Here is a 23,212-nt window from a genome sequence, read left to right on the forward strand (position 1 = left end):
ACAGTTAATAAAATAGTCTTAATTGCAAATAAAAAGAGGTGCTAGATGTGCGACGAAGTAATTGCATCAGATAATGAGGTCGTTGGTGAATACGATTTGCATGACACTGAGCGCTGGGCGAGTGAGCCTCATCACACTCGCGCTAGAACGCCTTTTGAAAGAGATCGCGCGCGAATCATACACTCGTCTGCTCTTCGTAGATTGGGTGCAAAAAGCCAGGTTTTAGTTGCAGGATCGGATGATTTTGCCAGAACTCGCTTAACGCATACTCTTGAAGTTGCACAAATTGGTAGACAGATTGCAGCAATGCTTGGCTGTGATCCGGATGTTGTTGATTGCGCTTGCTTGTCTCACGACTTGGGTCACCCGCCTTTTGGTCACAACGGTGAGCGTGCGCTCGCAGAGTTGGCGAAAAATATTGGTGGTTTTGAAGGAAACGCGCAAACTCTTCGCTTACTTACACGCTTAGAACCGAAAGTTTTGCGGCAAAACGGCAGGAGTGCAGGAGTAAATCTTACGCGCGCAGCATTAGATGCTGCAGTGAAGTATCCGTGGGGATTAGAAGAAGCTAAGGCGCACGACAAAGGTGAGCGCGATCTTAAATTCTGCGTGTATCCGGATGATCGTGATGTGTTTGAATGGCTGAAAATTGGAGCGCCGCACGAAACTAAGCCGATGGAATGTCAAATAATGGATCTTTCGGACGATATTGCTTACAGTGTGCACGATATTGAGGATGCGATTGTAACCGGCGCTTTTAATCCTGCTTTAGTTGCGGATACAAAGGTTGTAGATAAAGTTGTTGAAGAAACCCATGCCTGGTATGGAAATCGTTGGGATGTAGATAAACTTTTGGCGGCTTTGCAGCGTTTAAGGAAGCGCGCAATGTTCCCGGATTCTTTCGACGGTTCACGCCGAGCGTTAGCGCAGTTGAAAAATATTACTAGCGCTCTTATTGGCCGTTTCGCAAGTTCTGTTGAGCACGCTACGCGTGAGTGTTATGGCAACGGTCCTCTTGTTCGTTACCGCGCAAACCTTGTAATTCCGGAAGATACTTCCTACGAGATTGTAATACTTAAAAGTTTGGCAGTGCACTTTATAATCGCTCCTCGCGAGCGTGAAGTTTATAAGCGCGAACAGAAGATTTTGACGGATTTGGTGGAAGTCTTTATGAGCAAGTCGCCGCGTTCGCACGATGCTATGGAAGCCGTGTTTGTGGGAGATTGGAACGAGTGCACGAATGATGATGAGCGTCTTCGTGTTGCAATCGACCAGGTGGCAAGCTTAACAGACGGGTCCGCCGCAACTCTTCACGCGGCCTTGTGTTAGGTGCTTTTGCTAAGTGATTTGTTCTGGGTGAGCTGTGAGTGTAGATTTGTTGTAAAGACTAAATTGTGCGAAGAAGGTTGCGATGTTTTGCATAAATTGCGGAAATAAGATTGACGCTGACGATAAGTTCTGCAGTTCTTGTGGAGCTGTTGTTGAAAGCGATGTAGCCGATTCATACAGCTCATTAAACTCGTCCAACTTATCAAGCTCGTCGCAATCTCATAATTCCTTCAAATTCGACCCTCTTCATAATCGCAAGCAACTCATAATTATGATTACGAGTATTATTCTTGCAATCGCGCTTGTAATTACAGGCACTGTTTTATATTGCGTAAAAAATCCTAATTCAATCGCAAACTTAACCAGTGCAAAAGCCTACGCTAAAATTCCTAAAGCAAAAGCTGGAGACGATACGGATGGAGTCGTAAAGTCCTTGGAAAATAAGGGTTTCCGCACGAAAGTTATAGACGAATTTGGCGATGAAAAGCAGGGCAACTTCCTTCGATACGAAAACGTTAAGCCGGGTTCTAAAGTGTCAACTAAAACAGTTGTGAAAATTTTAAGATCTAAAGGCCCGGGCGTTCCTGCGAAAGGCGTTGTTGGCGCAAGTTTAGACAATGCCAAGAAAATTGTGAAGTCAATGGGCGTTCCAGTAAAACTGCATCACGTTCCTTCTACCGATGCTGCCGACGGTAAGATTGTTGCGTCTAGCCCTATGCCTGGAAACGCTGTTGGCAAAGACGGTGTAATAAATATTGCGGTTGGTGAAAAGTGCGATGGCGTTCCGGTTGACGTGTTTGGCTTAGATAAAGACAAAGCCAAAGACATGTTGTCTTCTAAGCCTTTCGCCGTAGATCTTCGCCCGAAGTTCTCGTCTGCAAAGTATTTCGGCAAAATCGTTGGCGCCTACCCAGCTTTGGGCACTAAAGGAAATCCTAAAACCGTAACGCTTTACTACGGTGTTGACGCGTCCAAAGCTAAGGATGTGGTGACTGAGCAGATGGATTACGGCGATCAAACAATATATCTTGTAAATCACGCTGGCTCTTTTATAGGCAAGTGGTGCACGAAGAGCGGCAATTGCATAAATCTTCTTCCTCGTCTTATGGGTGGAGTTTCCGAATTAGATACGGAAGAGAAGGACATTAAGGAACTTATACCGGCAGATATTGCAGATAAAAACGGCAGAATACCTGATAAAGATAAAAGAGACAACATAAATCTTAGGGGCGTACTCACATTGACGTCAGCAGGTCAGGACCCTGCAGATAGGGCTGTGTTTGATAAAAACGTTCCTAATACAAAATACATGAGAAATCATCTTATTTCCGGAGACACAGGCGCAATTGAATTGTACGCTGGCGGAGGAATTGTACAATGTGGAAGCGATGATATTCTTCTTGCTTCATATGGATCTGCATGCGTAAATGGAAAATATGTTGATTTTATCGGAGACTCTGAAAAGCTTGATGAAATTACTCATGATCCAGGTGAAGATGTTGGTCTCTACTACACAATGCAAGATTTTATGGTGGTTGTTCCTGTTGGTGCGAAGTTCGATAAGCTTGTAAATAGCGGATATTTCGTTGGAAAAGTTGAAAATAAGCCTGATTTGACACGACCGTTTATTTTGCGCAGGAATCCTAAGCTATACAAAGAAACACGCAAGAATTTGCCGGCTGGAGGAGGCAATTGGGTTAATCCGTTTATTCCTTCTGAAAAAGGACGAGCGGTTCCGTTCGCTCCTGCCCCGGATGATTCGAACGCGTACTATCTTGTGGAAGAACCTTTCGACTGGAGTGCAATTCCTGGCGAATCACTGTGATTTGGCCGCGTCTAACCACATTTGCCGTATATTTTCCCGGCGTTTGTTTCCGTATTGGCGTTATTTGACCACATTTGCCGTATATTTTCCCGGCATTTGTTTCCACTCTGGCGTTATTTGACCACATTTGCCGTGAGTAAAGAGGTTACGCTAACTGATTTTAACTAACTAATAATCAATCTTAGGTACTCCTGCATTGAGTAATAAGTTTTCAAGTTTTTCAGGGTTTATTACATCAGTAAAATCAAAACGAACTATATTATTTACCCCACAATTTAGCAGGAAACGCTCCCTTTTATGCTCACGCCGCACTGCATCTCTGTCGTAATAATGTAGAATATTAATCCCAAAAGAGTCAGTTAAGCTATTGTCATTCTCTGAATTATTGTTTGCTAATTTATTTACGTTTCCTATTGCATTCTTGCCATTTATATCGATTTCGTTACTTTCAATACTATCTATATCTGCCCAACTATCAGCTAAATATTTATCTGTACCGTCAAGTTCGCCGACAATTAGTTTTTTATTAATTTCCCATGCGAAATCTACTCTATACGGCCATTTTGGATTGTTTTCATTAAAAAATTCTCGCTGTAACTCTGGGTTTTTAAATCCAAGTTCAATCATTGTTGCTCTAGCCAGTGATTCTCCACTATTTTCGCTTTTACCATTTGCAAGTCTGCACAGTATGAGAAGTCTAGCTAAAATGTCGCATTCGTTTACGTAACTAATTATCGAATGCTTATCTTTTAAATATGGCACATCTTGGAACGATGGTGCATCATATTGATATCGGAATTCTTCGTAAAATTCTGCGCACACTTTATAAACTTTTTCAAGATCTACATTGTTTTTTGCCGCAGAATCAAAAATAGGAAGAGCGCGTCTAAAAGGAAGAGTCCACGCGCACACGAATAGTATGTTGTATATACTTGCAACATGTTGCATGGCTTTATCTTTTGGAGTCTCTAAATGCCCAAAATTTGTTGTGGGAATATTTTGTTGTTTATTATTGGATTTTTTCTGCGCAAAATTGAATGTTTCGATGCGGATTCCCAATTCGTCGTCTACAATATCTGGCAAATGTACGCGTTGAAGCTGACGACTAGCTCTAGTATATTCTTCTTGCGAGTTTTTTGAGGTTACGTATTTTTCTTCGTAAGGACACGAAACGTAGATTTTAGTCGGTTTTCCATAATCATTCGGAGTGCTAGCTGTGTCCAAATTCAGCATTACAGCTCCGGTTTCTCCGGTAAACTTCCATGATAAGATTTTTATTTTCTCTTGTAGAGATAGTGCAATGTGAAGAATTTTGTCTTTGTATAAAAGTTTATTCCAATGCTCAGCTCGAGTATACAAGCCATAGTATGGCTCGACAAGATGACCGGATTGCAAGTGTCGTCTCAAACTCTTGCGAGAGCTGGTTTTTGATGCCATTAAGCATCTGCCGGCATTTTCTTCTTCTAAAATTGAATGCATTAGATTGTTTAACATGTTGCTGATACTATTTGCGTTTTATCTATTAAACAACTTAAATTTACGATTGTGGTTAAAAGCTGTTTTGACCACATTTGCCGTGTTTTTTCTCTGGCGTTTGTTTCCGTTCTGGTGTTATGTGGAAACATTTGCCGTGTTATTTCTCTGGCGTTTGTTTCCGTATTGGCTGTTTTTTGACCACATTTGCCGTGTTGTTTTCCCGGCGTTTGTTGCCGTTTCGGCGTTATGCGGAAACATTTGCCGTGAATATTCACGGCGTTTGTTGTCGCATTAAAAAATTGCGCAAGTAGCTGTAGTATAGAAAGCAGATTTTTCTGTAGATGAGATTGTTGCGCGCACGAGAGAAGGCTACGATGTTTTGTACAAATTGCGGAAATAAGATTGACGAAAGTACCAAGTTTTGCGGTTTTTGTGGAGCTGTTGTTGAAAATGAAGCTCAGCCGGACTACCAGCAGTCTCAGCCGCAGCAGTCTCAGCCGCAGCAGCCGCAATATGATTCACAATACCAGCAGCAGCCGCAACAACCGTACTATAATCAACAGCAAACCCAATATCAGCCGCAATATAATCCGCAGACGCAATACCAGCAGCAGTCGCAATATAATCCGCAATACTCTCAACCAAATCCCGCAAAAGCAACAAGCCTAATCAAAGCCAATTTTCTCAAAAATCGCAAACTAATTATCATCAGCGCATGTGTTATAGCAGCGGTTGCAATTATTGCGGCGGCAGTTTTCTTCTTTACTTCTCCGCATTTTCGTAAAGCAGCGCCATCTGAACGCATAGTCGTACCTAAAGCAAAAACTTCACAATCTGCGCAAGATGTTGTACGCGAACTGCAAGAAAAAGGTGTTGAAACTCGCTTAGTAAAAGATTTCGGAGGAAGTAAACCAGGTAATTTTGCTCGGTATCAAAACGTAAAACCTGGGCAAGTTATTCACGGAAATCACGTTGTAACGGTCGTTGAATCCAAAGGTCCTGGAATGCCGGAAAAGGGAGTGATTGGAAAAACTGTTGAAGAAGCAGCGCCTCTATTAAAATCAATGGGAGTTCCAGTAAAGGTTTACAAAGTAGCCTCACTTCATCCTGGAAAAATCGCCGCAACTAACCCAATGCCAGGCGAGCCTTTAGATGAAAATAAAGAAATCTTCATAGGTGTTGGAGAAGAAGATAAATATCCTGATAGCGGCAGGTCTGTTCCTGTTGAATTATTCGATAAAGATAAAGACGAAGCGTACAAAATGATGTCTGATGAAGGATTCAAAGTTAGACTTGTACCAAAATATTCATCCCGAAAACACTTAGGCAAAATTGTTGGGTCTAATCTTGGATTAGGGCAATCACATAGGGGAGATACCGACATAACGCTTTACTATGGCGCTGATGCTTCTGAAACGAAGAAAATGTTTACTTCAAAAAAGTACTATAGTGAATATTTAACTACAGTTGAAGTGTCGACGCTTACACCGTTTGTTGGAAAATGGTGCACTAAATCTGGAGATTGCTTAGAGTTTGAAATAGGGCATCATACAATGGAAGGTCCGGAAGAAAACACGGATCTTCTTCTTCGCGGACCTCATGCTATTGAGGATATAGCTAACGACGATAAAACACAGTATTATCACAGTTTTGGAATGTGGCAGTTTACTCAGAACCTCATAGGAAGTGCAATCAAAGTTTACGACAATGAAAAACATAATTCACTTCCTATGCAAAATACGTTGCTATTTGGCGACACGGGAATGGTTGATATATTCCGCGATGGAGGTGATCCTTATTGCGGCAATGAAATATACACTTCGCCTGCAGGACCTTGCATTAACGGAAAATTTGTTTCGTATGAAGATTTAGATAAGAATCCTCTTTATTCAAGTTACGGACCTGATTACAAGAAAATACCTGGAGCTAACAAGGGTATAACTTATAGAATGCGCGCATATTTCGTTCTTGTTCCGGTTAATGCAAAGCTCGACGAACTAGAAGCAAGCGGATTCTTTAAAGGCAAAGGCAAGACTAAACCGGATATGGATCGTCCGTTTATTTTGCGCAGAGATCCTAAATATTACAGTAAATCAGAGCAAATAGTTAATGCAAAAAATGGAGATATGACGCATAATCCGTTTGTTCCAACTGAATTTAATAAGCCTGTGCCTTTTGCTCCAGCTCCGGATGATTCTAACGTTTACTACCTAGTTGAGAAGCCGTTTGATTGGATTAGTTTCATTCAAGATAGGGAATTGTAAGCGCAAGTAAAAGAACGAATCTGTATAAAGTTTGTTTGTTAACGCAAGTGTTGCACGTAAGCTCTGTACGTAAGAGACATACGTAAGCATTGTACACAAGTTATGTACGTAAGCTCTGTACGTAAGTGATTTACGTAAGTACATATGCAACTTGTACGCAAGTGATACGTTTTTAGTGCGCTTTACAACGATTCGCTAGGATTTGCACTCCAGTAGAAAGGCTCTTCCACAAGATAGTATGCGTTCGAATCGTACGGGTCAGGTGCGAACGGAACCGCGCGTCCTTGATAATACGGCAAATGTGGTCAGCTGAGACTGAAATGACAACAAACGCCGGGGAAATTACACGGCAAATGTGGTCAAATAAGTCCAGAGCGGCAACAAATGCCAGGAAAATACGCGGCAAATGTTTTCACATACCACCAATACCACTCGCCGCCGGTTTGCGATAAGCTAGATACCATGGTTGGAATGATCGCAAAAGAAGATATTGAGCGCGTGCGCGCTGTGGCAGATTTGTACGATATTGTGTCTGCAACTGTTACGCTTAAGCCTTCGGGAACTGGCACTTTTGTAGGTCTTTGCCCATTCCACGATGAAAAAACACCGAGTTTTAGCGTGCGTCCAAGTTTGGGCGTGTGGCACTGCTTCGGATGCGGTGCAGGCGGCGACGTTTTTAAGTATGTTGAGCAGAAAGAAAACATTGATTTTCGCGAAGCTGTTGAGTTTTTGGCAGATCATTATCACATTGAAATGCACTACCAGCAGGCAGAAAAAGGCGACTATCAATCGCACGGTTCTAAGCGAGCCAGGCTTTTAGAAGCAAATGAGGAAGCTCAAAAGTTTTTCGCTTCAAATCTTAATACTGAGGAAGCTGCTGCCGCGCGCGAATTACTTGCCGGGCGAAACTTTACTCCTCAGCAAAGTGCGCGTTTTTCTTGTGGCTACGCTCCTAAAGGTTGGGATAATTTAGTCAGATACTTAGCGAATAAAGGTTTTACGCGTCAAGAGCTGCTTGACGCTGGCTTAGCTAGACTCGGTCAGCGAGGAATATACGACTACTTCCGCGGTCGCTTAACTTGGCCTATTCGCGACTCTACTGGTAGAACTCTTGGCTTTGGTGCAAGAAAGCTTTACGACGACGATTCTATTAGCGCAAAATATATTAACACTCCCGACACTGCACTGTATCGAAAAACGCAAGTTTTGTACGGAATCGACTTAGCGAAAGCAAATATTGTTAAAAAGCGTCAAGTTGTAATTGTTGAAGGTTACACGGACGTTATGGCATGCCATTTAGCTGGGGTTGATACTGCCGTTGCTACTTGCGGAACTGCTTTCGGCGTTGAACATGCGAAGATTGTGCGACGTCTTATTGCTGATGATTCTTTGGGTGCAATTCAGCTTGTTGGCCCTCTAAAGGTGGATGGTCAGTCTGTAAGCTCGCGAATTGTTTTTACTTTTGACGGTGATGCTGCAGGTCAAAAGGCTGCGCTTCACGCTTTTGGCTTAGATTCCGCATTTTTGACGCAAACTTTTGTTGCTGTAGCAGACAATAATCTTGATCCTTGCGATTTGCGTATTCAGCGCGGTGACGATGCTGTGCGCTCGCTGGTTTCGCACGCAAGTCCGCTTTATGACTTTGTTATCAATACTGTTATCAATCGTTTTGATACTTCGTTTACGACTGGCCAAATGGGTGCGGTGAAAGCTGTTGCGCCTCTTATTGCGCAAATTCGCGACCGTTCGCTTCTTGACTTGTATTCTCGCAAAGCTGTGCGCGCAATTGGTGTTGATTTAGCTGCTATGCGTAGGGAAGTTGAGGCTTCTCGCCGCCGTTTGCAAGTTCGTGACGACGATGCTTACGCATCTAGGTATAACGCTACTCCTGCTGGCTTGCCGCAGGCTGTTGCTGAGCGTGATGCAGATTCTAAAGCTTCTAGGATGGCTATTGTTCGAAGTGCTGCGCAAAATCAGCGTTATTATCGCGTTGATGATGCTGTATTCATGTGCGAGCAGCAGTTTATGGCTTTGTTGCTGCAAGTTCCGCTTGCGTTTAATGAACAATTATTTGCGCAGCTTACGTTAAATAATTTTATTACACCAGTTTTTAGAACGCTTTTCCAAGCATTTGTTGCTGCGGGAGGATTGCCGACTGGCAACGTTACGCAAGGATTGTGGTTGCATATGATGACTAAAGCGGCTGGACCTTTGCTGGAGTCTGTTATTACTGAGCTTTCGGTAATGCCATTGCCGCTTCCTTCAGCTTCAGACTCGTTAGAAGATGCCGGCAATCGGCAGAATCAGCAATCTTCAAACGGATCTCCTTCGGATTTTTTGCGAAAAGCTACTGTTGCAGAAAGCAAGTATGCGAACGAGCTGCTTATTCGACTTTTAGACGTTGGTTTTATGCGTAGAATTGGTGCAGCTCGAGCGCGTATGGCGAAACTTAAGGATGGCCAGGAAAAGCTTGAGCTTCTAGGGAAAATCACCTCAATGGAATCTGCCCGCAAAAACTTGCAGTCGCAAATTCTATAAGAGTGTAAATATTGTAATCACATCTGAAACTACAGTTTCTATTAATTGATAGGATGTTGATAGTTTATGGAAAATCAAGGAATTTATTCTAAAAAGAAAATAATAATAGATACAGATTGTGGTTCGGATGATGCTATGGCAATTGCCATGGCTTTGAATGATCCTAGATATGAGATATTAATGTTTTGCACTGTATCAGGGAACGTGTGCATGGAACAAGCGACTATCAATACGCTTACTACTATCGAGCATGCTGGTTCATATGAGCCACCTGTATATAAAGGAAGCAGAAGCATGCTGTTGCGCGATTTGGCTTATGCTCATGAAACTCATGGTAGAGATGGAATGGGTGATATTGGTCTAGTGCCTCATCGTTTGAAAGAAAGTAATGGTAATGCTGTTTTGAAAATGATTGAAACTTTGAGAAACAGTGAAGATGGTGAAATAGACATTATTGCATTAGGGCCATTAACTAACATTGCTCTAGCTATTAAGGTTGATTATGAAGCGATGAAAAAAGTTGGTCGCATAGTCGTTATGGGATCTGCTGGTTTAGGCCGTGGAAATGTTTCTCCTGTAGCAGAATTCAATATTTGGCAAGATGCAGAAGCTGCAAAGATATTAGTTGATTCTGGTCTTAAAAATATTATGTTTGTTGGATGGGATGCATGCTTGGGAGAATGTATGCTGAATCCGCAAGAAATTGCTAATATTCGCAAAAGTGGAGAACTCGGTAAGTTCGCTATTGATTGTAATAGGGAATTAATGGAAATGAATGTTAGCCGTTTTGGGGATGCTTATTTAGATATGGCTGATCCATCTGCAGTTGCCGCTGCGTTATATCCTGAATGTATAAGCGAGTGCACAAAATATTATTGCCAAGTTGATGCAACTCCTGGACCAAGTTATGGCTCAGTTCTTGTTGATGCTAATTTCTTCTCTGGTAAAACTCCGAATGTTGAAATATGTAGTAGGCTTAATCCCGAAAAATATAAAAATTACATTTATCGTACTTTGCATGTTGTAGATTAGCAAAATTTGTTTTTACCAGCATGCTTTCTATATAAATATACTTTAGCAGCTGACGATACGCTCCAAATGCGAGATAGATTTCCCGCGTTTGGAGGGATTAGCTAAATAAAGCGCTCCAAATGTGATACAAGTTGCGCGCGTTTGGAGGGATTAGCTAAATGAAACGCTCCAAACGCGATACAAGTTGCGCACGTTTGGAGCAGCGCGTCAGTTACTAAAATCAATGTCTCCAAGCTTTTCAATAAGCTTCATATTCTCACTGTAATCAACTGGGCAAGAAATCACGTCCACTCCGCTTTCCTGCTCCAAAGCCGCGCGCAGCATATTGTACAAATCCTCTGGCTTTTTAACAGCATGTCCGCGTGCGCCAAAGCTTTCAGCCAATTTTGGCACGTCCGGATTATGGAAATCAACGTATTCGTGCTCGCCTGCGTGAAGCTCCATCTTCCACTTGATTAAGCCGTACGCGTTATCTTCCCAAACAAGAACAACCATGCGGCTTCCAACGCGCACAGCTGTTTCAATTTCTTGCACGTTCATCATAAAGCTTCCGTCGCCCATCACAGCCAAAACTGGTTTTGCGTTCATTTTGCCGGAGTTATCTCGAATAAACGAAGCTCCAACAGCGCCCGGAAGCGTCCAAGCCATAGTAGAAAGACTGTTGTCTATTATGCAAGTATTCGGGTGCATAGTTGGGTACAAGCGTGCCATCCACATTTTCAAAGCGCCCGTATCTACAAGCACCTTCGTTCCTTCAGGCACAGCGCGGCGAATATCGTAAACTACTCGCTGCGGTTTCATTGGCATGCTTTCGTCGTTTTCGCAAGAATGTAATTCTTCCGTAAGTAGTTGTCTAATACGAGGGTGGCTTACGTCGAAAGTTACGTTGCGCGTCTTTAATACTTCTGTAAGAGTTTTAAGCGTTTGGCCAATATTTGCCATAATGTTCAGCGCAGTAGGGTAGTGCGCGTCGGTATCTTCCACAAAAGTATTGATGTGAATAATGGTTTTATCAATATTTGGGTTGATTTTCTTAGGATCAAACTGCTGAATTGAAAAACCTACGGCAATAATTAAATCAGCCGTGTCAAAAGCGAAGTTTTCGTAGTCGCGATGCATAAATCCAACGACGCCAAGCGCATTCGGATGATTATCCGGGAAAACGCCTTTTCCTTCAAAAGTAGTTGCAACTGGCACGTTAAGCTGCTCTGCAAAAGCAAGAAGCTGATCCTCAGCGTGAGAGCGCGCAACACCGTTTCCAGCCAAAATAATAGGCTGCTTTGCTTTACTAATAATTTTCGCAGCTTCTTCAATAGTGTCCGGAGCTGGCATAATATGCAGCGGATGTGGAAGTGGAAGAGGCTTCGCGCCTTCAGGCGCTTGCATTTCGCTAATATCTTCCGGAATAACAAGGCACGTGGCTCCCGGACGGTTTCGGCCGGCAATAGAGAAAGCTTTTCGAACCATTTCCGGCGCAGACTCTGGAGCAAGCATCATAGAAGACCATTGCGTAATCGGCTGGAAGAGTGCAACCAAATCAATAATCTGATGAGATTCCTTATAAAGCCTAGAAACATTACCTTGTGCGCAAATAGCAACAAGCGGCGTAGTGCTTGCGTTTGCTTGAGCTACAGGAAGAGTAAGATTTAGTGCGCCAGGGCCTAAAGTTGCCAAGCATACGCCCGGTTTTCCAGTAATATGAGCGTATGTTGCTGCCATAAAACCAGCGCCCTGCTCGTGGCGAGTAAGCACAAAACGAATGCGACCGTCTCGCTCAATCGCCTCAAGAAGCGGAATATTTTCCTCACCTGGAATGCCGAAAACTACTTCAACGCCTTCGTTTACTAAGCATTCAACAATTAAATCTGCAGTGTTGCGCTGATGGTTTTCGCGAAGATGTTTTTGGCGTGCAAGCTTTTGTTCAATCTTCTTACTTTCGGTTTCTTTTATGTCTGCCATATTTCGCTTCTTATGTAGTAAACAATTATTTGTTTAGTGCCAACAAATTCTTTTCTACATAATATACGTATTCCTGTCTTTTGCGACATGCTTTGCTGATGCGCGTGTCACAAAAAAGGGCGGAATTTTGTGTTAGCTATTTTAGGCTAAATCATGCTATTAGTAGTTGCTAATTTATTGCTATTTCAACGATTTTGTCGGGAGTTTAACCTGTTTTTGGGATTGGGTTTCTAGTATAATAGGAGCATTGTGTTTGCTGCCTTACGGAGGAATGATGAAGCGCTGGCTGTTGAATCTGGTCAAGTGTGAAACCATTCTTATTGTTGCGGCAATTTTGGCAATTATTTCATGTTTTTTCGTGCCTCCTGATTCTCAATACTGGGGTTATATTCACGTAAATACTATTTCGCAGCTTATTTGCTTAATGATGGTTGTGTGTGGATTCCAGCGCATTGGTGTATTTCGTGCGATTGGTGCGCGTCTTTTAAGGCATGTTAGAACTGAGCGTGGGCTTGTGTTAGTGCTCATGTCGTTGACGTTTTTCTCGGCAATGTTTATTACGAACGATGTTGCTCTCGTAACTTTTGTGCCTTTTGCGCTTTCTGTGCTTGTTATGGCGAATGCTGAAAAACGTTCGATTCTTGTAATCACGCTTATGACTATTGGCGCGAATGTTGGCAGCATGCTTACGCCTATTGGCAATGCACATAACTTGTACTTAAAAGCGTTAACGCATATGTCTACTAAAGACTTTTTGAAGATTATGTCACCGTATACGGTTACGGCTGCGGTGCTTATGATTGCGTTTGCTTTTGTGTTCTTTAAGTCTCGTAAGGTTGATCAGTTTGCTGGCTTGCACGGTGATGATATTGAGCAGAGCGTGCTTGCTCCTTCGCATGGTCGTCCGCAGCCGGATGAGATTCGCGTTATGGGCTACGGCATGAGCTTTACTCGTTGGCGCGTTATTGTTTACAGCCTGCTTTTTGTGGTTTGCTTGTGTGGTGTTAGTGGTTGGATTCCGGATTGGATTATGGTTGTGATTATGGTGGTGGCTTTCCTTCTTTGCGACCGTCATGTGTTCCGTGTTCTTGATTGGGCTTTACCGCTTACATTTATTATGTTCTTTATTTTTATTGGCAATATGCGAAGAGTTCCGGGCTTTAGTGATTTTGCACAAATGTGGGTTGGTACGCATCCTATGGAAGTTTCTATTGCTTCAAGCCAGTTTATTAGCAACGTGCCGACGACGATTTTGCTTTCTGGATTCTGTGATCAGTGGAAGATGCTTATTATTGGTACAAATCTTGGTGGAATGGGTACGCTTATTGCTTCTATGGCTTCGCTTATTTCTTACAAGGGAATTACGAATCAGTATCCTGAGCATAGGGGACGTTATTTGCTTACGTACACGATTGTGAACGTTTTCTTCCTTGCTGTGTTAATGTCACTTGCGTGGATTATTGAATAACAATTTTTTATGTAAACGTTTGATACTTATAATTTTATGGCGCGTTGATAGTGCCGTTTTGGTATAATAGCCATTTGTTTGCCTCTGTAGCTCAAAGGATAGAGCAACGGCCTTCTAATCCGTTGGTTGCGCGTTCGAGTCGCGTCGGGGGCACGATTAAATCTTGAAACGGTGTTTGGGCTGTGGCATAGTCGCAATCCAAGCACCGTTACTAATTCAGTTGATCGACTGAGAAAATAACGGTAATCACTCAAACACTGTTAAAAACTCAGTTAAGTATCTGAGAAAGTAACGGTCATATGTTACTGGTGCAGTACGTAATCTGCGTTAATAACGAATAATCGCGATTTATCGTTACTTACGCAGTACGTAATATGCGTTAGAACACCACGGCCTTAACCTCAAAGGTGAATTTTTAATTTGTTTCGTTTATAACAGAAACAAGTGTAAGAAACGATAAATTTATCGACTATAATCGAAAGCTATAACCGAGAGTGTAATTGAATCTATATTGAGCTTTTGTCTCGTGGTTTTCAAGTTCAAGTTGGTCGTATTAACAATCAAGAAATCGAATTCATTGCTACTATGTTTCGCTATGGCTATTATTAAAGGGTTTAATAAGCAAGCGTAAGTGCGATGTTTCATTGTTTTCCTTGCGAATTGGCGAGTTTTCATTCCGACGATTGGCCTACAATCCGGATAAAAGGTGTTATAAAAATCTATAATTCAGCTGTGCATTGCTTTGGGAAAGTAAATATGCTAGAGGGTCGCACAAAACCGGCGACCCTCTGCTAACAGCAATCAACACTTCCTATAGTGAAGTGAGCTTGTCGTACATATAAGCATATACAAATTTGGTTAGTTTTACAAATTTTATTATTATGTGTTTTATTAATAATTTTTCAATATAAAAACATGTTATAAACACAATTATTATTAGTAGTCTGATTGATTTAAATTGCTAAAAGTATTGGTGTAACTTGAAAAATCTATGGGGGGGGGGGTATAGTATTTAAGGCTCGATATGCAGGGAGGAGATGCGTCGATGAGTGATTTACATCGCAATAGCCGTTTCCTTCGATTCTTGCGCTCAATTTGCAGTAAAACAGCGTGCGCTCGCCGTGTGATTGTTGCGCTTTTTGTTGCCGTTGCGACGATTCTTGCCACTTTTATGATTATGCCATCTGCCTCTATGGGCGCTAGCCAGCAGGGCGAGCCTAAACAGGCGCAAACTCAAGACGAAAAGCCTGAGAATAAGACTGCGGAAACTGCTGGAGCGCCTGCAAAAAACGGATCCGCTGCAAGCGGTGAAACTGCTGCAAAGGGCGATGCTGGCGATTCTAAGACTGTAGACCCTAAAAATCCGCAACCTTCTACCAATCCAGATGCCCCTAATGCAGACCACGCCCAAAACGTTGATTCAGAGAAAAACAAAAAAACTGTTGTAGAAGACGCGAATAAGAACCCAAATAAAGACGCTAAAAAAGACGCTGATGAACGCGTCACAAAAGAAGAATCTGCAAAGAAATTGCGTCGGCAAAAGCGTGGGCTGGGCAACACTCGCGCCGCCGCGGACAGTACTCCGCTTCTGAAAGAGTGCAAAACGGCGAATAAAAATACTTTTGCTGATTGCTACACTATTAGTTATAAAACTACTGAAATAACTAATAGATTTAAAGAGTCGAGGCTAAGCTTTTATTACGATGAATACCCTCATATTAGTATGCCAGTGATAAAGATTGCAGGAAAAGAGTCTAAGAAACTGCCAGAAGGTGTTTGGCTTGAGCTAACTAATGAAAAAGTTACGAAAAAGAGAAAAAAGACCATTAAAACCTATGAAACCGCGTACGAATGGGCTTTCTTTAAAAACTCAGATGGAAATTATATTTCTAAGTTTACAGAAAAATCTAATAGCGATGGTTTTATACGGTTTTATCCAAGTAAGTGGCCTAACAAAGATGTAAGTGATTATAGGACTATTGTTAAAGTTCATTATCCAGATAATTCGGTTACAGAGATTATCGTGAAGGCGTCAATTAGCTACAATAATCTTATAAGACCACAAGCGAATGATTTAACCTTTAATATTTATAATCATGAAGCTAAAGATGGCCAAAAAGAAGTAGATGATAGCAATAACAGTATCACTATAGATTCAACATCAACTGACCCTTCCGCTGATGATACGTATAATCCCATAACTCCGCTTTTTATTCACTCGTCACTAAAGCAAGGTATCGGTACTATTAATCATCGCATGGTTTGCAATAAATCTGGTACTCAAGATTATTCTCTAGACGGTATTAATGGTTTGACTCTTAGCGGTAGCAGCAGTGGAACATCTACCAATAAGTGGGTGCAGTCTACGCACAACGAGTTGAAGAAGCGTCCAAACGGTTCGGCTAAAAATAGTGGAGATCAGCTTTATGAAGATGACGATTATCGTGAGCAATCCAGAAGCTGGATTACTGGAACTCCACAGAAGCCTGGGACGTATGTTTGCAAGGTGTTTGCTTTGAAAGATGCGCGCTTACTTTTCAATAAAGTTAACGGTGACAGCTATGTAAATCTATTTAATTCAATCATTAGAGATAAGAGTAAACTACAGTCTGTCTTCGAAGATCCAATGAATGCTTTTTATAAAGGTGCAAGTGAAATCGTAAGTAAAATAGGAGACGGACACGGATATGTAAATGATGGACAATTCAAAGGTTCGCTTTCTGATAAGAAAAACATCGACTGGGACGTTAAGACCATTAAGATTGAGGTGAAGTCGAATAAAAAGCAGCAGCTTGTGGTTGGGGATAATGATCTTGCGCTGAAAGTGTATCCGTTTAAAAATGGCGATGGTTCGTTGCCGGCGGCGTTGTCTGACAAGAATAACAAGATTTCTGCAATGCTCGGTATGGAGCTTAAGCCGTCTATTGAAGCCACGTCTGAGGCGGATTCTCAAAAAGCAATTACGCTTAAAATGTTGTGCTCGAAGGGTGAGGAGCCGCAAAAAACTAACGCAGGCGGTGCAGGTGGCACAAGTAATTCAGATGGCACAAGTAACGGAGTTGCTGCAGGCGGTTCTGGCACTACAGGCAACACAGATAACAAAGGTCTTGTGTATACAAAATGGGAAGAGCCAAGCAAACTTGGATTTACTTTCCCAGATGAAAATGCTCAAAAACCATGTACTTCAGAAAAAGACAAGCAGACTTGCTCACTTGAAGGATCGACTAAAAACTTTGCTGCTACTACTAATGTCAGCGCTACGTTTAAGTCAGCGGAAGCTGGCGATTACCAGTGCGTTGTGTATGCTCTTAAGCCAGATGCGCTTACTAAGTTTGATGCTGTAGTAAAAAACAGCGCTGCTCAATCTGGAAGCTTAACTCCTGATTCAATAAAATCTGCGCTAACTAATGCTTCTCCTACGGCGTTTAAGGAAAACAAGGACTTTGCTTCTTTTAAGCTCAATATTGATTCGGTTAGCAATTTTACTTTGCCGCACACAGGCGAGTGGAATTGGAACTTGCAGCTGGGTGCTGTAGCTGCCGTAATGGTGAGCGTGCTCGCTGCTGGATTCGTGATAAGTCAAAGTGAAGCATGCAGAAAGCTGCTTTACGAAAGGCGGCGATGCTAATGTGAAAGCTGCCTACGTAATAAAGTTGTGCGCGCGTATTAGTGCAGTGCGCGTAGCAAAAATAAAAACATAATTAGATTAACTAAACCAAGATATTTCCAGAAGATATTCCAGGTAGTCAAAAAACAAAACAAACACACAAACACAAACAAGTATCGAGTAAGTACGTAAACAAGTGCTAAATCGGTACGCAAACACACAAAACACAAACTGTAAAAAACAAAGTAACTTATCTCAAAACAGCTCTTAGGAGCACGATTAAAGGAGAAAAGATGAATAAACTAACAAGAAAGTGCGTTGCGGCGATTGCGTCGCTCGCGATGGCTGGCACGCTGTGCGTTGCTGGCGCCGTAACCATGGCCGGCGTCGCGTGGGCGGCTGTTCCTCCAATTCGCCAAAACCCTCATAATCCTTCTAGTCAGCCTGGTGGTGATACTGGTGGGCAGCAGGGTTTAGCCCCGTGGGATGCGCAAAATAAGACAACAACTGGTAGCATCACCATCGTAAATTGCGATGCAAAGGAAGTGAAAGACTCTGAAGGAAGTTCTAAGTGTGATAAAGGTCATGCGCCTCTTAATGGTGCAAAGTTCACTCTTACACCAATCAAGAAGATTGGCGATACTGAGCTTAAGGCTGATGATTTCAAGAATGCAGACACTTGGTCCAAGATTGCTACCACAATTGATGCTTTGAATCGCGGCAAAGAGAAGGAAGCAAAGATTGAGCTTGATATGACTCAAGCTAATATAAAGACTGCAGAGGTTACCAACGGCGAAGCGAAGTTTGAGAACGTTCAACTCGGCTTCTACAAGGTTGAAGAAACCAACATGCCTACTACTGGCAACTACGGTGCAAACGACATGACTGTGTTCTACATGACTTTGCCAATGCTTAAGCCAACAAAGTCTGCTGATGGAAATTCCTATAGCACTACTTACGAATACAAGCCTGTTGTAAAGATTAAGAACAAGGATCTTTCTAGCGCAATCACAAAGGTTTTCAGCACCGAAAAAGGCAGCAACGCCGTTTCGGTTAATGATGATTTTAAGTACGAGATTAGTTCGGAAGTGAATCATCCTACTGGCAAATTGGACGCAAGCAGTATTCAGGACTACATGGTATTCGATGATGCTCCAACTGAGGCGTTTGCAAATATTACGGACGCTGCTGTTGAGTCTGTGAAAGTTGATGGAGTTAATGATCCTCTTGAAAAGACGAAGGATTACACTGTTGAAGTTAAGAAGAACGAAACTACATCGGCTATTGCAACTGATACAGACGACAAGGGTCTCGAAGGTGGTCGCACCCGTATCTTAGTCAAGTTCACTAAAGATGGCTTAGGTAAGATTGCAGGTGCTTTGAATAAGGCTCAAAAAGACAAGAAGGACGAACCTAAGGTTCACGTTACAGTTTCGTTCAAGTTAAGTGATAGCTATAAGGGTACTACTGATAACAAGAACGAGATTAAGAACAAGTCTGGCTTCTTTAAGTCTCATGATGATAACGCCGCTAAGGATCCGGATCCAGTTATTTCTGGCGATGAGGATAAAGGTGGTACTTCGGTTGTTAAGCTTGGCTTACTTCAGGTAAACAAGTATGACAAGAAAACTCCTACCACCAAGCTTCCTGGCGCTGTATTCAAGATCTTCAACTCCGAAACAAAGGCAGAAGCCTGCAAGACTGCTTTGCTTAATCGTGCTGCTGGTAATACTGATGTTCCTGATGAGTGCTCTGATAGCAATGCTTCCAAGAACTTCACTGGAACTACAAACGATCAAGGTAAATTTGCAACTGATCAAAAGGTTATAGCTGGCAGAATGGTTTACCTCGTTGAGGTTACTGCTCCTACTGGCTATGTTTTAGCTGATGAGATTAGGGGTGTAACTGTTGAAGAAGGAAAAACAACAACAGTTGACTTCCCTAATACCAAGATTAGTGATCTTGACATTGATTCCTGGTTCAACCTTCCTGCAACTGGTGCTGCTGGCGTGATTATTTTCGCTGTTGCTGGCATGGGCTTGATTGCGGCTAGCGTGTTCCTTTACATGCGCAATCGCAAGGAAGAGGATCAGCAGCAGAACGCTTGATCTGCTTTCTAAAGCTGGTCTTGTAGTCTAATGGCAAGTGTGAGTCTAGGGTCATAAACCCTAGACTCACTCTCTATCTACTGCACTCATCCGCAGCTCAAACATTCGGCTTTAGTTGCACTTAGTAAACCACGCACTTTTCGTAACAAACTTAACGAGTCTATGAGTTTTGTGTTGGCGGATAGTGTGTTGAGAGGCTGGAAAAATTGTGTTCAGCACTAAAAGAGGACTGAGAAGCTACATTCTTTAAATATAGGCGAACACAATAAGTGTCTTTAGCAGCCAGAGCGCCCGAAGGACGGGACGTGCGCAAACACAAATTTTCTAGCCTCGTCAAAACCGAAAAACTAAATCAGTTACAAAACTCATAGACGATAATCAAGAATATCTAAAGAAAAAATAAACTAAACCACATAACCAAATCAATCTAAGCTTAATAATCCACGAACCGAGGAAGCATGAAATTAAACAGCGCTGTTACGAAAGTATATGCTTTCTTCAAGCACCCCACGTCACAACAATCACCACAACAATCACCACAACCCGCACCAAAAAAGCCTAAGTCGCATCTTCGCCGCATTTTAGAGCCAATCGCTCTGGCAGTCGCCGCAATCCTATGCTTCACGTACCCAGTGGCGTCTACGCTGTGGAATAACAACGCTTCGAAGCAGCTTTCTGCCGCTTACGACAAGCTTAGCCGCGAGCAGCCTAAAGATGCGCGTGCAATTAGCTTAGATAAGGCGCGCGAGTATAACGCGCATCGTAGCGCTATTTTTACGGCGGATCCTTATAATGGCACGGAAGATTTTAAGAAAACGCCTGAGTATAAGGATTATGAAAAGCAGCTTGATGAGCCGATGGGAATTATGGGAATCGTAAAAATCCCTAAAATCGGCGTAAAGCTGCCGATTTATCACGGCAGTTCTCAGGATGTTTTAGCGTATGGCGCGGGTCACCTGTATGGCACGGATTTGCCAGTTGGCGGCAAAAATAGGCATGCTGTTATTACGGCGCATACGGGTTTGCCGCATGCAACTATGTTTGACGACTTAATCTACCTTAAAAAAGGCAATTTTTTCTATTTGGATGTGCAAGGTGAGACGCTGAGGTACAAGGTGTTTCGCATTAGTGTTGTTGACCCGAATGATATTAGGCTTATTCAGCGCGAGAAGGGGCGCGATTTGGCTACGCTGCTTACTTGCACGCCGTACGGTGTGAACTCGCAGAGGCTGCTTGTAACTGGCTACCGTGTGCTGCCGGATCCTGTTAAGCCGCCTGACGATCATTTGCAGTGGCCGCTTTGGATGACGCTGTTTGTTATTGCGCTTGTTGGTTGTGCTGTGATTTTAACTACTATGATTGTTGCAACAATTTCCGCGCGCAAAAATAAGAGGAATATTCGCGGAAGGCATTTGCCTAATGCGTCTAATGCGTCTAATGCGGAGCGTTTGTTAGCGCGCTACTTATCTTCATTGCGGCAGTTTTCGCACAAGCCAAAAACTTCTAGCGTGTGATCAACAACCGTGTATCCGTGAGATTCAGCTATTTTATGAATCCATCCTTCGTCATCGGGTGGCTCAATATCAACTGTTTTTCCGCAGCGTTCGCACACTAAATGGTGATGGTGTGTGTTTTCGTCGCAAATGCGGAATAATTGCTGACCGTTAAAGCGCACAGTGTCTACTTCGCCGCTTTGAGTTAGCGCGTTAAGCTGACGGTAGACTGTAGCCAAGCCAATGATCTCGCCATCTTTTGCCAAAAGTCTGTGCAAATCTTGTGCAGAAACAAAATTGCGAGATTCGCGCAAATAGGAGAGTACGATTTCTTTTTGTCGAGTGTGACGACGTACAGGTTCGCTAGTCATCTCGAATCCTTTCGTTGTTCATCACAGTATTCAAGTTCGTCATCCCAGCAGCCTGTTGAATCCAATGCTGCCGCGGCTTCAACTGGGTCGTCGCTTAGTACTGTAATATGACCCATTTTGCGGTTCTTTCTAACTTCCGCTTTGCCGTAGTCGTGCACGTGCCATTCTGGATGCTCTAAAATAAGCGAGCGTACAGGAGCCACATGCTGTCCGAGCACATTTACCATAACAGCAGGGGAAAGTAGTCGAGGCTTCTTCAAAGGCCATCCAACAATTCCGCGAATATGAGCTTCGAACTGATCCATATCGCAAGCTTCAATCGTATAATGCCCGGAATTGTGTGGACGTGGAGCAAGCTCGTTTACTACTACTTGATTATCTTTAGTAATAAAAAGCTCAATTCCCAACGTTCCTGCGAGCTCAAATCCGCGAGCTAATCTTAAAGCTAATTCGTGCGCTGCATGCTCAACTTGTGGATCAACTACTGCCGGAGCTAAAGTCATGTGCAAAATACTATTGTGATGCACGTTTTTTACAAGCGGATATGTTACGAAATCTTTGCCGTTTCCGGAAACAAGAATGGAAGCTTCAAAAGCAAAATCAACGAAGCCTTCCAGAATTGAAGGTGGGAATTTGCCGCCGCGATCCGCGCGGTGGTGAATATTTGCAACGTCTTCTTCTGTGCGCAAAACATCCTGACCGTGACCGTCGTAGCCGCCTCGACGAGTTTTCAAAATAGCCGGCAAGCCTATTTCGTCAATAGCAGTATCTAAATCGTCAAGATTATTTACTTCGCGCCATTTAGCTGTTTTGATTCCGTGGCTATTAATAAACGTTTTTTCGCTTACTCTATCTTGCGTAACTCGCAACAAGTCTGTGCCTTGAGGAATAGCAGTAAGATGACGAACTTTATCGAGTGCATCCGCATTTACGTTTTCAAACTCGTATGTTAGTACGTCGCAACGTTCGGCAAGTTCACGCAAGCCTTCTGGGTCGTCGTAATTAGCTTCAACCTGCAAATCTGCTACTTGGAACACTGGGCAGTCAAGAGTTGGGTCAAGAACGCCAATTCTAAAGCCCATGTGGCGAGCTGCAATAGCCATCATGCGCCCTAACTGTCCGCCGCCAATAATTCCAATAGTAGAGCCTGGCATTAAGCGTTCAACAGCGCCGTTAGTTACTTCAGATAAGGTTGGCATTGGATTCCTCAACTTTCGCTTTGAGCTCTTCGCGATATGTTGCGAGCTCTTCTGCAAGACGCTCGTCGGTTGTGCTTAGAATACTTACTGCAAGCAAGCCTGCGTTTGTTGCTCCAGAATTTCCAACTGCAGTTGTTGCAACAGGAATACCTCCTGGCATTTGCACAATAGAAAGCAAAGAATCCCAGCCCGAAAGTGCGTGAGATTTTACTGGCACGCCTATAACAGGAAGCGTGGTTTGTGCTGCAATCATTCCAGGCAAGTGAGCTGCTCCACCTGCTCCGGCAATAATAATATGGAATCCTTCTTTACGAGCATTGTGCGCAAAGTCTGCCATAAGTTCTGGCGTACGATGTGCAGAAATAACTCTTTTCATGTAAGGAACTTGGAATTTATCTAGGATTTCACAAGCGTTACGCATAGTTTCCCAATCGCTTGAGGATCCCATGACGACAGCAACGGTTGGCTTTATTTCTAACACGATGAACCTCCCTGACGTGCAATTGCTACTTTACGCAACACTAGGGAGAACTCGCCGAAGTT

General features: G+C 42.9%; 14 protein-coding genes and 1 tRNA gene. 10 read left to right on the plus strand and 5 right to left on the minus strand.

Translation table 11 applies throughout. The features are described 5' to 3' along the window. Positions 1-45 precede the first annotated feature (45 nt). Together HXT52_RS01735 and HXT52_RS01740 are read left to right on the plus strand one after the other, a co-directional pair. Positions 46-1,329: a deoxyguanosinetriphosphate triphosphohydrolase gene (locus tag HXT52_RS01735; protein WP_119521690.1), complete on the plus strand. Its 1,284-nt coding sequence runs from the start codon at positions 46-48 to the stop codon at positions 1,327-1,329. Positions 1,330-1,411: 82 nt separating this feature from the next. Next, the gene (locus HXT52_RS01740; protein WP_421776050.1) at positions 1,412-3,154 is read left to right on the plus strand and encodes a PASTA domain-containing protein; all 1,743 of its coding nucleotides are present in this window, start codon (positions 1,412-1,414) and stop codon (positions 3,152-3,154) included. Positions 3,155-3,322: 168 nt separating this feature from the next. Here HXT52_RS01740 and HXT52_RS01745 read toward each other — a convergent pair whose 3' ends face one another. Further along, positions 3,323-4,648 (minus strand): hypothetical protein, encoded by a 1,326-nt coding sequence (locus HXT52_RS01745; RefSeq protein WP_421776051.1) that lies wholly within the window; start codon positions 4,646-4,648, stop codon positions 3,323-3,325. Between the two features lie 356 nt (positions 4,649-5,004). Here HXT52_RS01745 and HXT52_RS01750 point away from each other — a divergent pair, with 356 nt between their 5' ends. From HXT52_RS01750 to HXT52_RS01760, 3 genes are all read left to right on the plus strand, one after another. Further along, positions 5,005-6,894 (plus strand): PASTA domain-containing protein, encoded by a 1,890-nt coding sequence (locus HXT52_RS01750; protein WP_421776052.1) that lies wholly within the window; start codon positions 5,005-5,007, stop codon positions 6,892-6,894. A 462-nt stretch (positions 6,895-7,356) separates the two neighbouring features. Next, positions 7,357-9,432 (plus strand): DNA primase, encoded by a 2,076-nt coding sequence (gene dnaG / locus HXT52_RS01755; RefSeq protein WP_421776173.1) that lies wholly within the window; start codon positions 7,357-7,359, stop codon positions 9,430-9,432. 66 nt (positions 9,433-9,498) lie between these two features. Continuing rightward, positions 9,499-10,464 (plus strand): nucleoside hydrolase, encoded by a 966-nt coding sequence (locus tag HXT52_RS01760; RefSeq protein WP_410313499.1) that lies wholly within the window; start codon positions 9,499-9,501, stop codon positions 10,462-10,464. Positions 10,465-10,671: 207 nt separating this feature from the next. Here HXT52_RS01760 and HXT52_RS01765 read toward each other — a convergent pair whose 3' ends face one another. Next, positions 10,672-12,423, minus strand: coding sequence for an acetolactate synthase large subunit (locus HXT52_RS01765; RefSeq protein WP_421776053.1), 1,752 nt, complete (start codon positions 12,421-12,423; stop codon positions 10,672-10,674). Positions 12,424-12,697: 274 nt separating this feature from the next. On the opposite strand from HXT52_RS01765, the gene HXT52_RS01770 reads away from it, so the two are divergent. The 5 genes from HXT52_RS01770 to HXT52_RS01790 all read left to right on the plus strand — a co-directional run bounded on the left by HXT52_RS01770 (position 12,698) and on the right by HXT52_RS01790 (position 21,120). Further along, positions 12,698-13,891 carry an SLC13 family permease gene (locus HXT52_RS01770; protein WP_421776174.1) on the plus strand — a complete coding sequence of 398 codons (1,194 nt, stop codon included), beginning with the start codon at positions 12,698-12,700 and terminating at the stop codon, positions 13,889-13,891. A gap of 80 nt (positions 13,892-13,971) precedes the next feature. Next, positions 13,972-14,044 (plus strand) — tRNA-Arg (locus HXT52_RS01775). Positions 14,045-14,936: 892 nt separating this feature from the next. Beyond that, entirely contained in the window at positions 14,937-17,519 is a 2,583-nt protein-coding gene (locus HXT52_RS01780) for a hypothetical protein (RefSeq protein ID WP_421776054.1), read from the plus strand. 272 nt (positions 17,520-17,791) lie between these two features. Next, positions 17,792-19,606 carry a SpaH/EbpB family LPXTG-anchored major pilin gene (locus HXT52_RS01785; protein ID WP_421776055.1) on the plus strand — a complete coding sequence of 605 codons (1,815 nt, stop codon included), beginning with the start codon at positions 17,792-17,794 and terminating at the stop codon, positions 19,604-19,606. Positions 19,607-20,064: 458 nt separating this feature from the next. Next, entirely contained in the window at positions 20,065-21,120 is a 1,056-nt protein-coding gene (locus HXT52_RS01790; RefSeq protein WP_421776056.1) for a class C sortase, read from the plus strand. Here HXT52_RS01790 and HXT52_RS01795 read toward each other — a convergent pair. From HXT52_RS01795 to purE, 3 genes are read right to left on the minus strand one after another with little or no spacing between them, the layout of a single operon-like run. Beyond that, positions 21,066-21,470: a Fur family transcriptional regulator gene (locus HXT52_RS01795; protein WP_004126956.1), complete on the minus strand. Its 405-nt coding sequence runs from the start codon at positions 21,468-21,470 to the stop codon at positions 21,066-21,068. The two genes, HXT52_RS01790 and HXT52_RS01795, sit on opposite strands and share 55 nt — an antisense overlap. After that, a complete protein-coding gene (purK, locus tag HXT52_RS01800) occupies positions 21,467-22,669 on the minus strand; it encodes a 5-(carboxyamino)imidazole ribonucleotide synthase (protein ID WP_004137528.1) in 1,203 nt (400 codons plus the stop codon). The genes HXT52_RS01795 and purK overlap by 4 nt, the downstream gene beginning before the upstream one ends. Then, the gene (gene purE / locus HXT52_RS01805; RefSeq protein ID WP_373276886.1) at positions 22,653-23,117 is read right to left on the minus strand and encodes a 5-(carboxyamino)imidazole ribonucleotide mutase; all 465 of its coding nucleotides are present in this window, start codon (positions 23,115-23,117) and stop codon (positions 22,653-22,655) included. The genes purK and purE overlap by 17 nt, the downstream gene beginning before the upstream one ends. Positions 23,118-23,212 lie beyond the last annotated feature (95 nt).

The organism is Gardnerella sp. KA00288, from assembly GCF_049244085.1.
GTDB classification, from domain to species: Bacteria; Actinomycetota; Actinomycetes; order Actinomycetales; family Bifidobacteriaceae; genus Bifidobacterium; species Bifidobacterium greenwoodii.

Excerpts from the sequence above, each read along its gene's own strand:
- HXT52_RS01765 (WP_421776053.1), bottom strand. The coding sequence starts at position 12,423 with ATGGCAGACATAAAAGAAACCGAAAGTAAGAAGATTGAACAAAAGCTT.
- HXT52_RS01740 (WP_421776050.1), top strand. The coding sequence starts at position 1,412 with ATGTTTTGCATAAATTGCGGAAATAAGATTGACGCTGACGATAAGTTC.
- HXT52_RS01785 (WP_421776055.1), top strand. The coding sequence starts at position 17,792 with ATGAATAAACTAACAAGAAAGTGCGTTGCGGCGATTGCGTCGCTCGCG.
- HXT52_RS01760 (WP_410313499.1), top strand. The coding sequence starts at position 9,499 with ATGGAAAATCAAGGAATTTATTCTAAAAAGAAAATAATAATAGATACA.
- HXT52_RS01750 (WP_421776052.1), top strand. The coding sequence starts at position 5,005 with ATGTTTTGTACAAATTGCGGAAATAAGATTGACGAAAGTACCAAGTTT.
- HXT52_RS01795 (WP_004126956.1), bottom strand. The coding sequence starts at position 21,470 with ATGACTAGCGAACCTGTACGTCGTCACACTCGACAAAAAGAAATCGTA.
- purE (WP_373276886.1), bottom strand. The coding sequence starts at position 23,117 with ATGGGATCCTCAAGCGATTGGGAAACTATGCGTAACGCTTGTGAAATC.
- purK (WP_004137528.1), bottom strand. The coding sequence starts at position 22,669 with ATGCCAACCTTATCTGAAGTAACTAACGGCGCTGTTGAACGCTTAATG.
- HXT52_RS01790 (WP_421776056.1), top strand. The coding sequence starts at position 20,065 with ATGAAATTAAACAGCGCTGTTACGAAAGTATATGCTTTCTTCAAGCAC.
- HXT52_RS01780 (WP_421776054.1), top strand. The coding sequence starts at position 14,937 with ATGAGTGATTTACATCGCAATAGCCGTTTCCTTCGATTCTTGCGCTCA.
- HXT52_RS01770 (WP_421776174.1), top strand. The coding sequence starts at position 12,698 with ATGAAGCGCTGGCTGTTGAATCTGGTCAAGTGTGAAACCATTCTTATT.
- HXT52_RS01735 (WP_119521690.1), top strand. The coding sequence starts at position 46 with ATGTGCGACGAAGTAATTGCATCAGATAATGAGGTCGTTGGTGAATAC.
- HXT52_RS01745 (WP_421776051.1), bottom strand. The coding sequence starts at position 4,648 with ATGTTAAACAATCTAATGCATTCAATTTTAGAAGAAGAAAATGCCGGC.
- dnaG (WP_421776173.1), top strand. The coding sequence starts at position 7,357 with ATGGTTGGAATGATCGCAAAAGAAGATATTGAGCGCGTGCGCGCTGTG.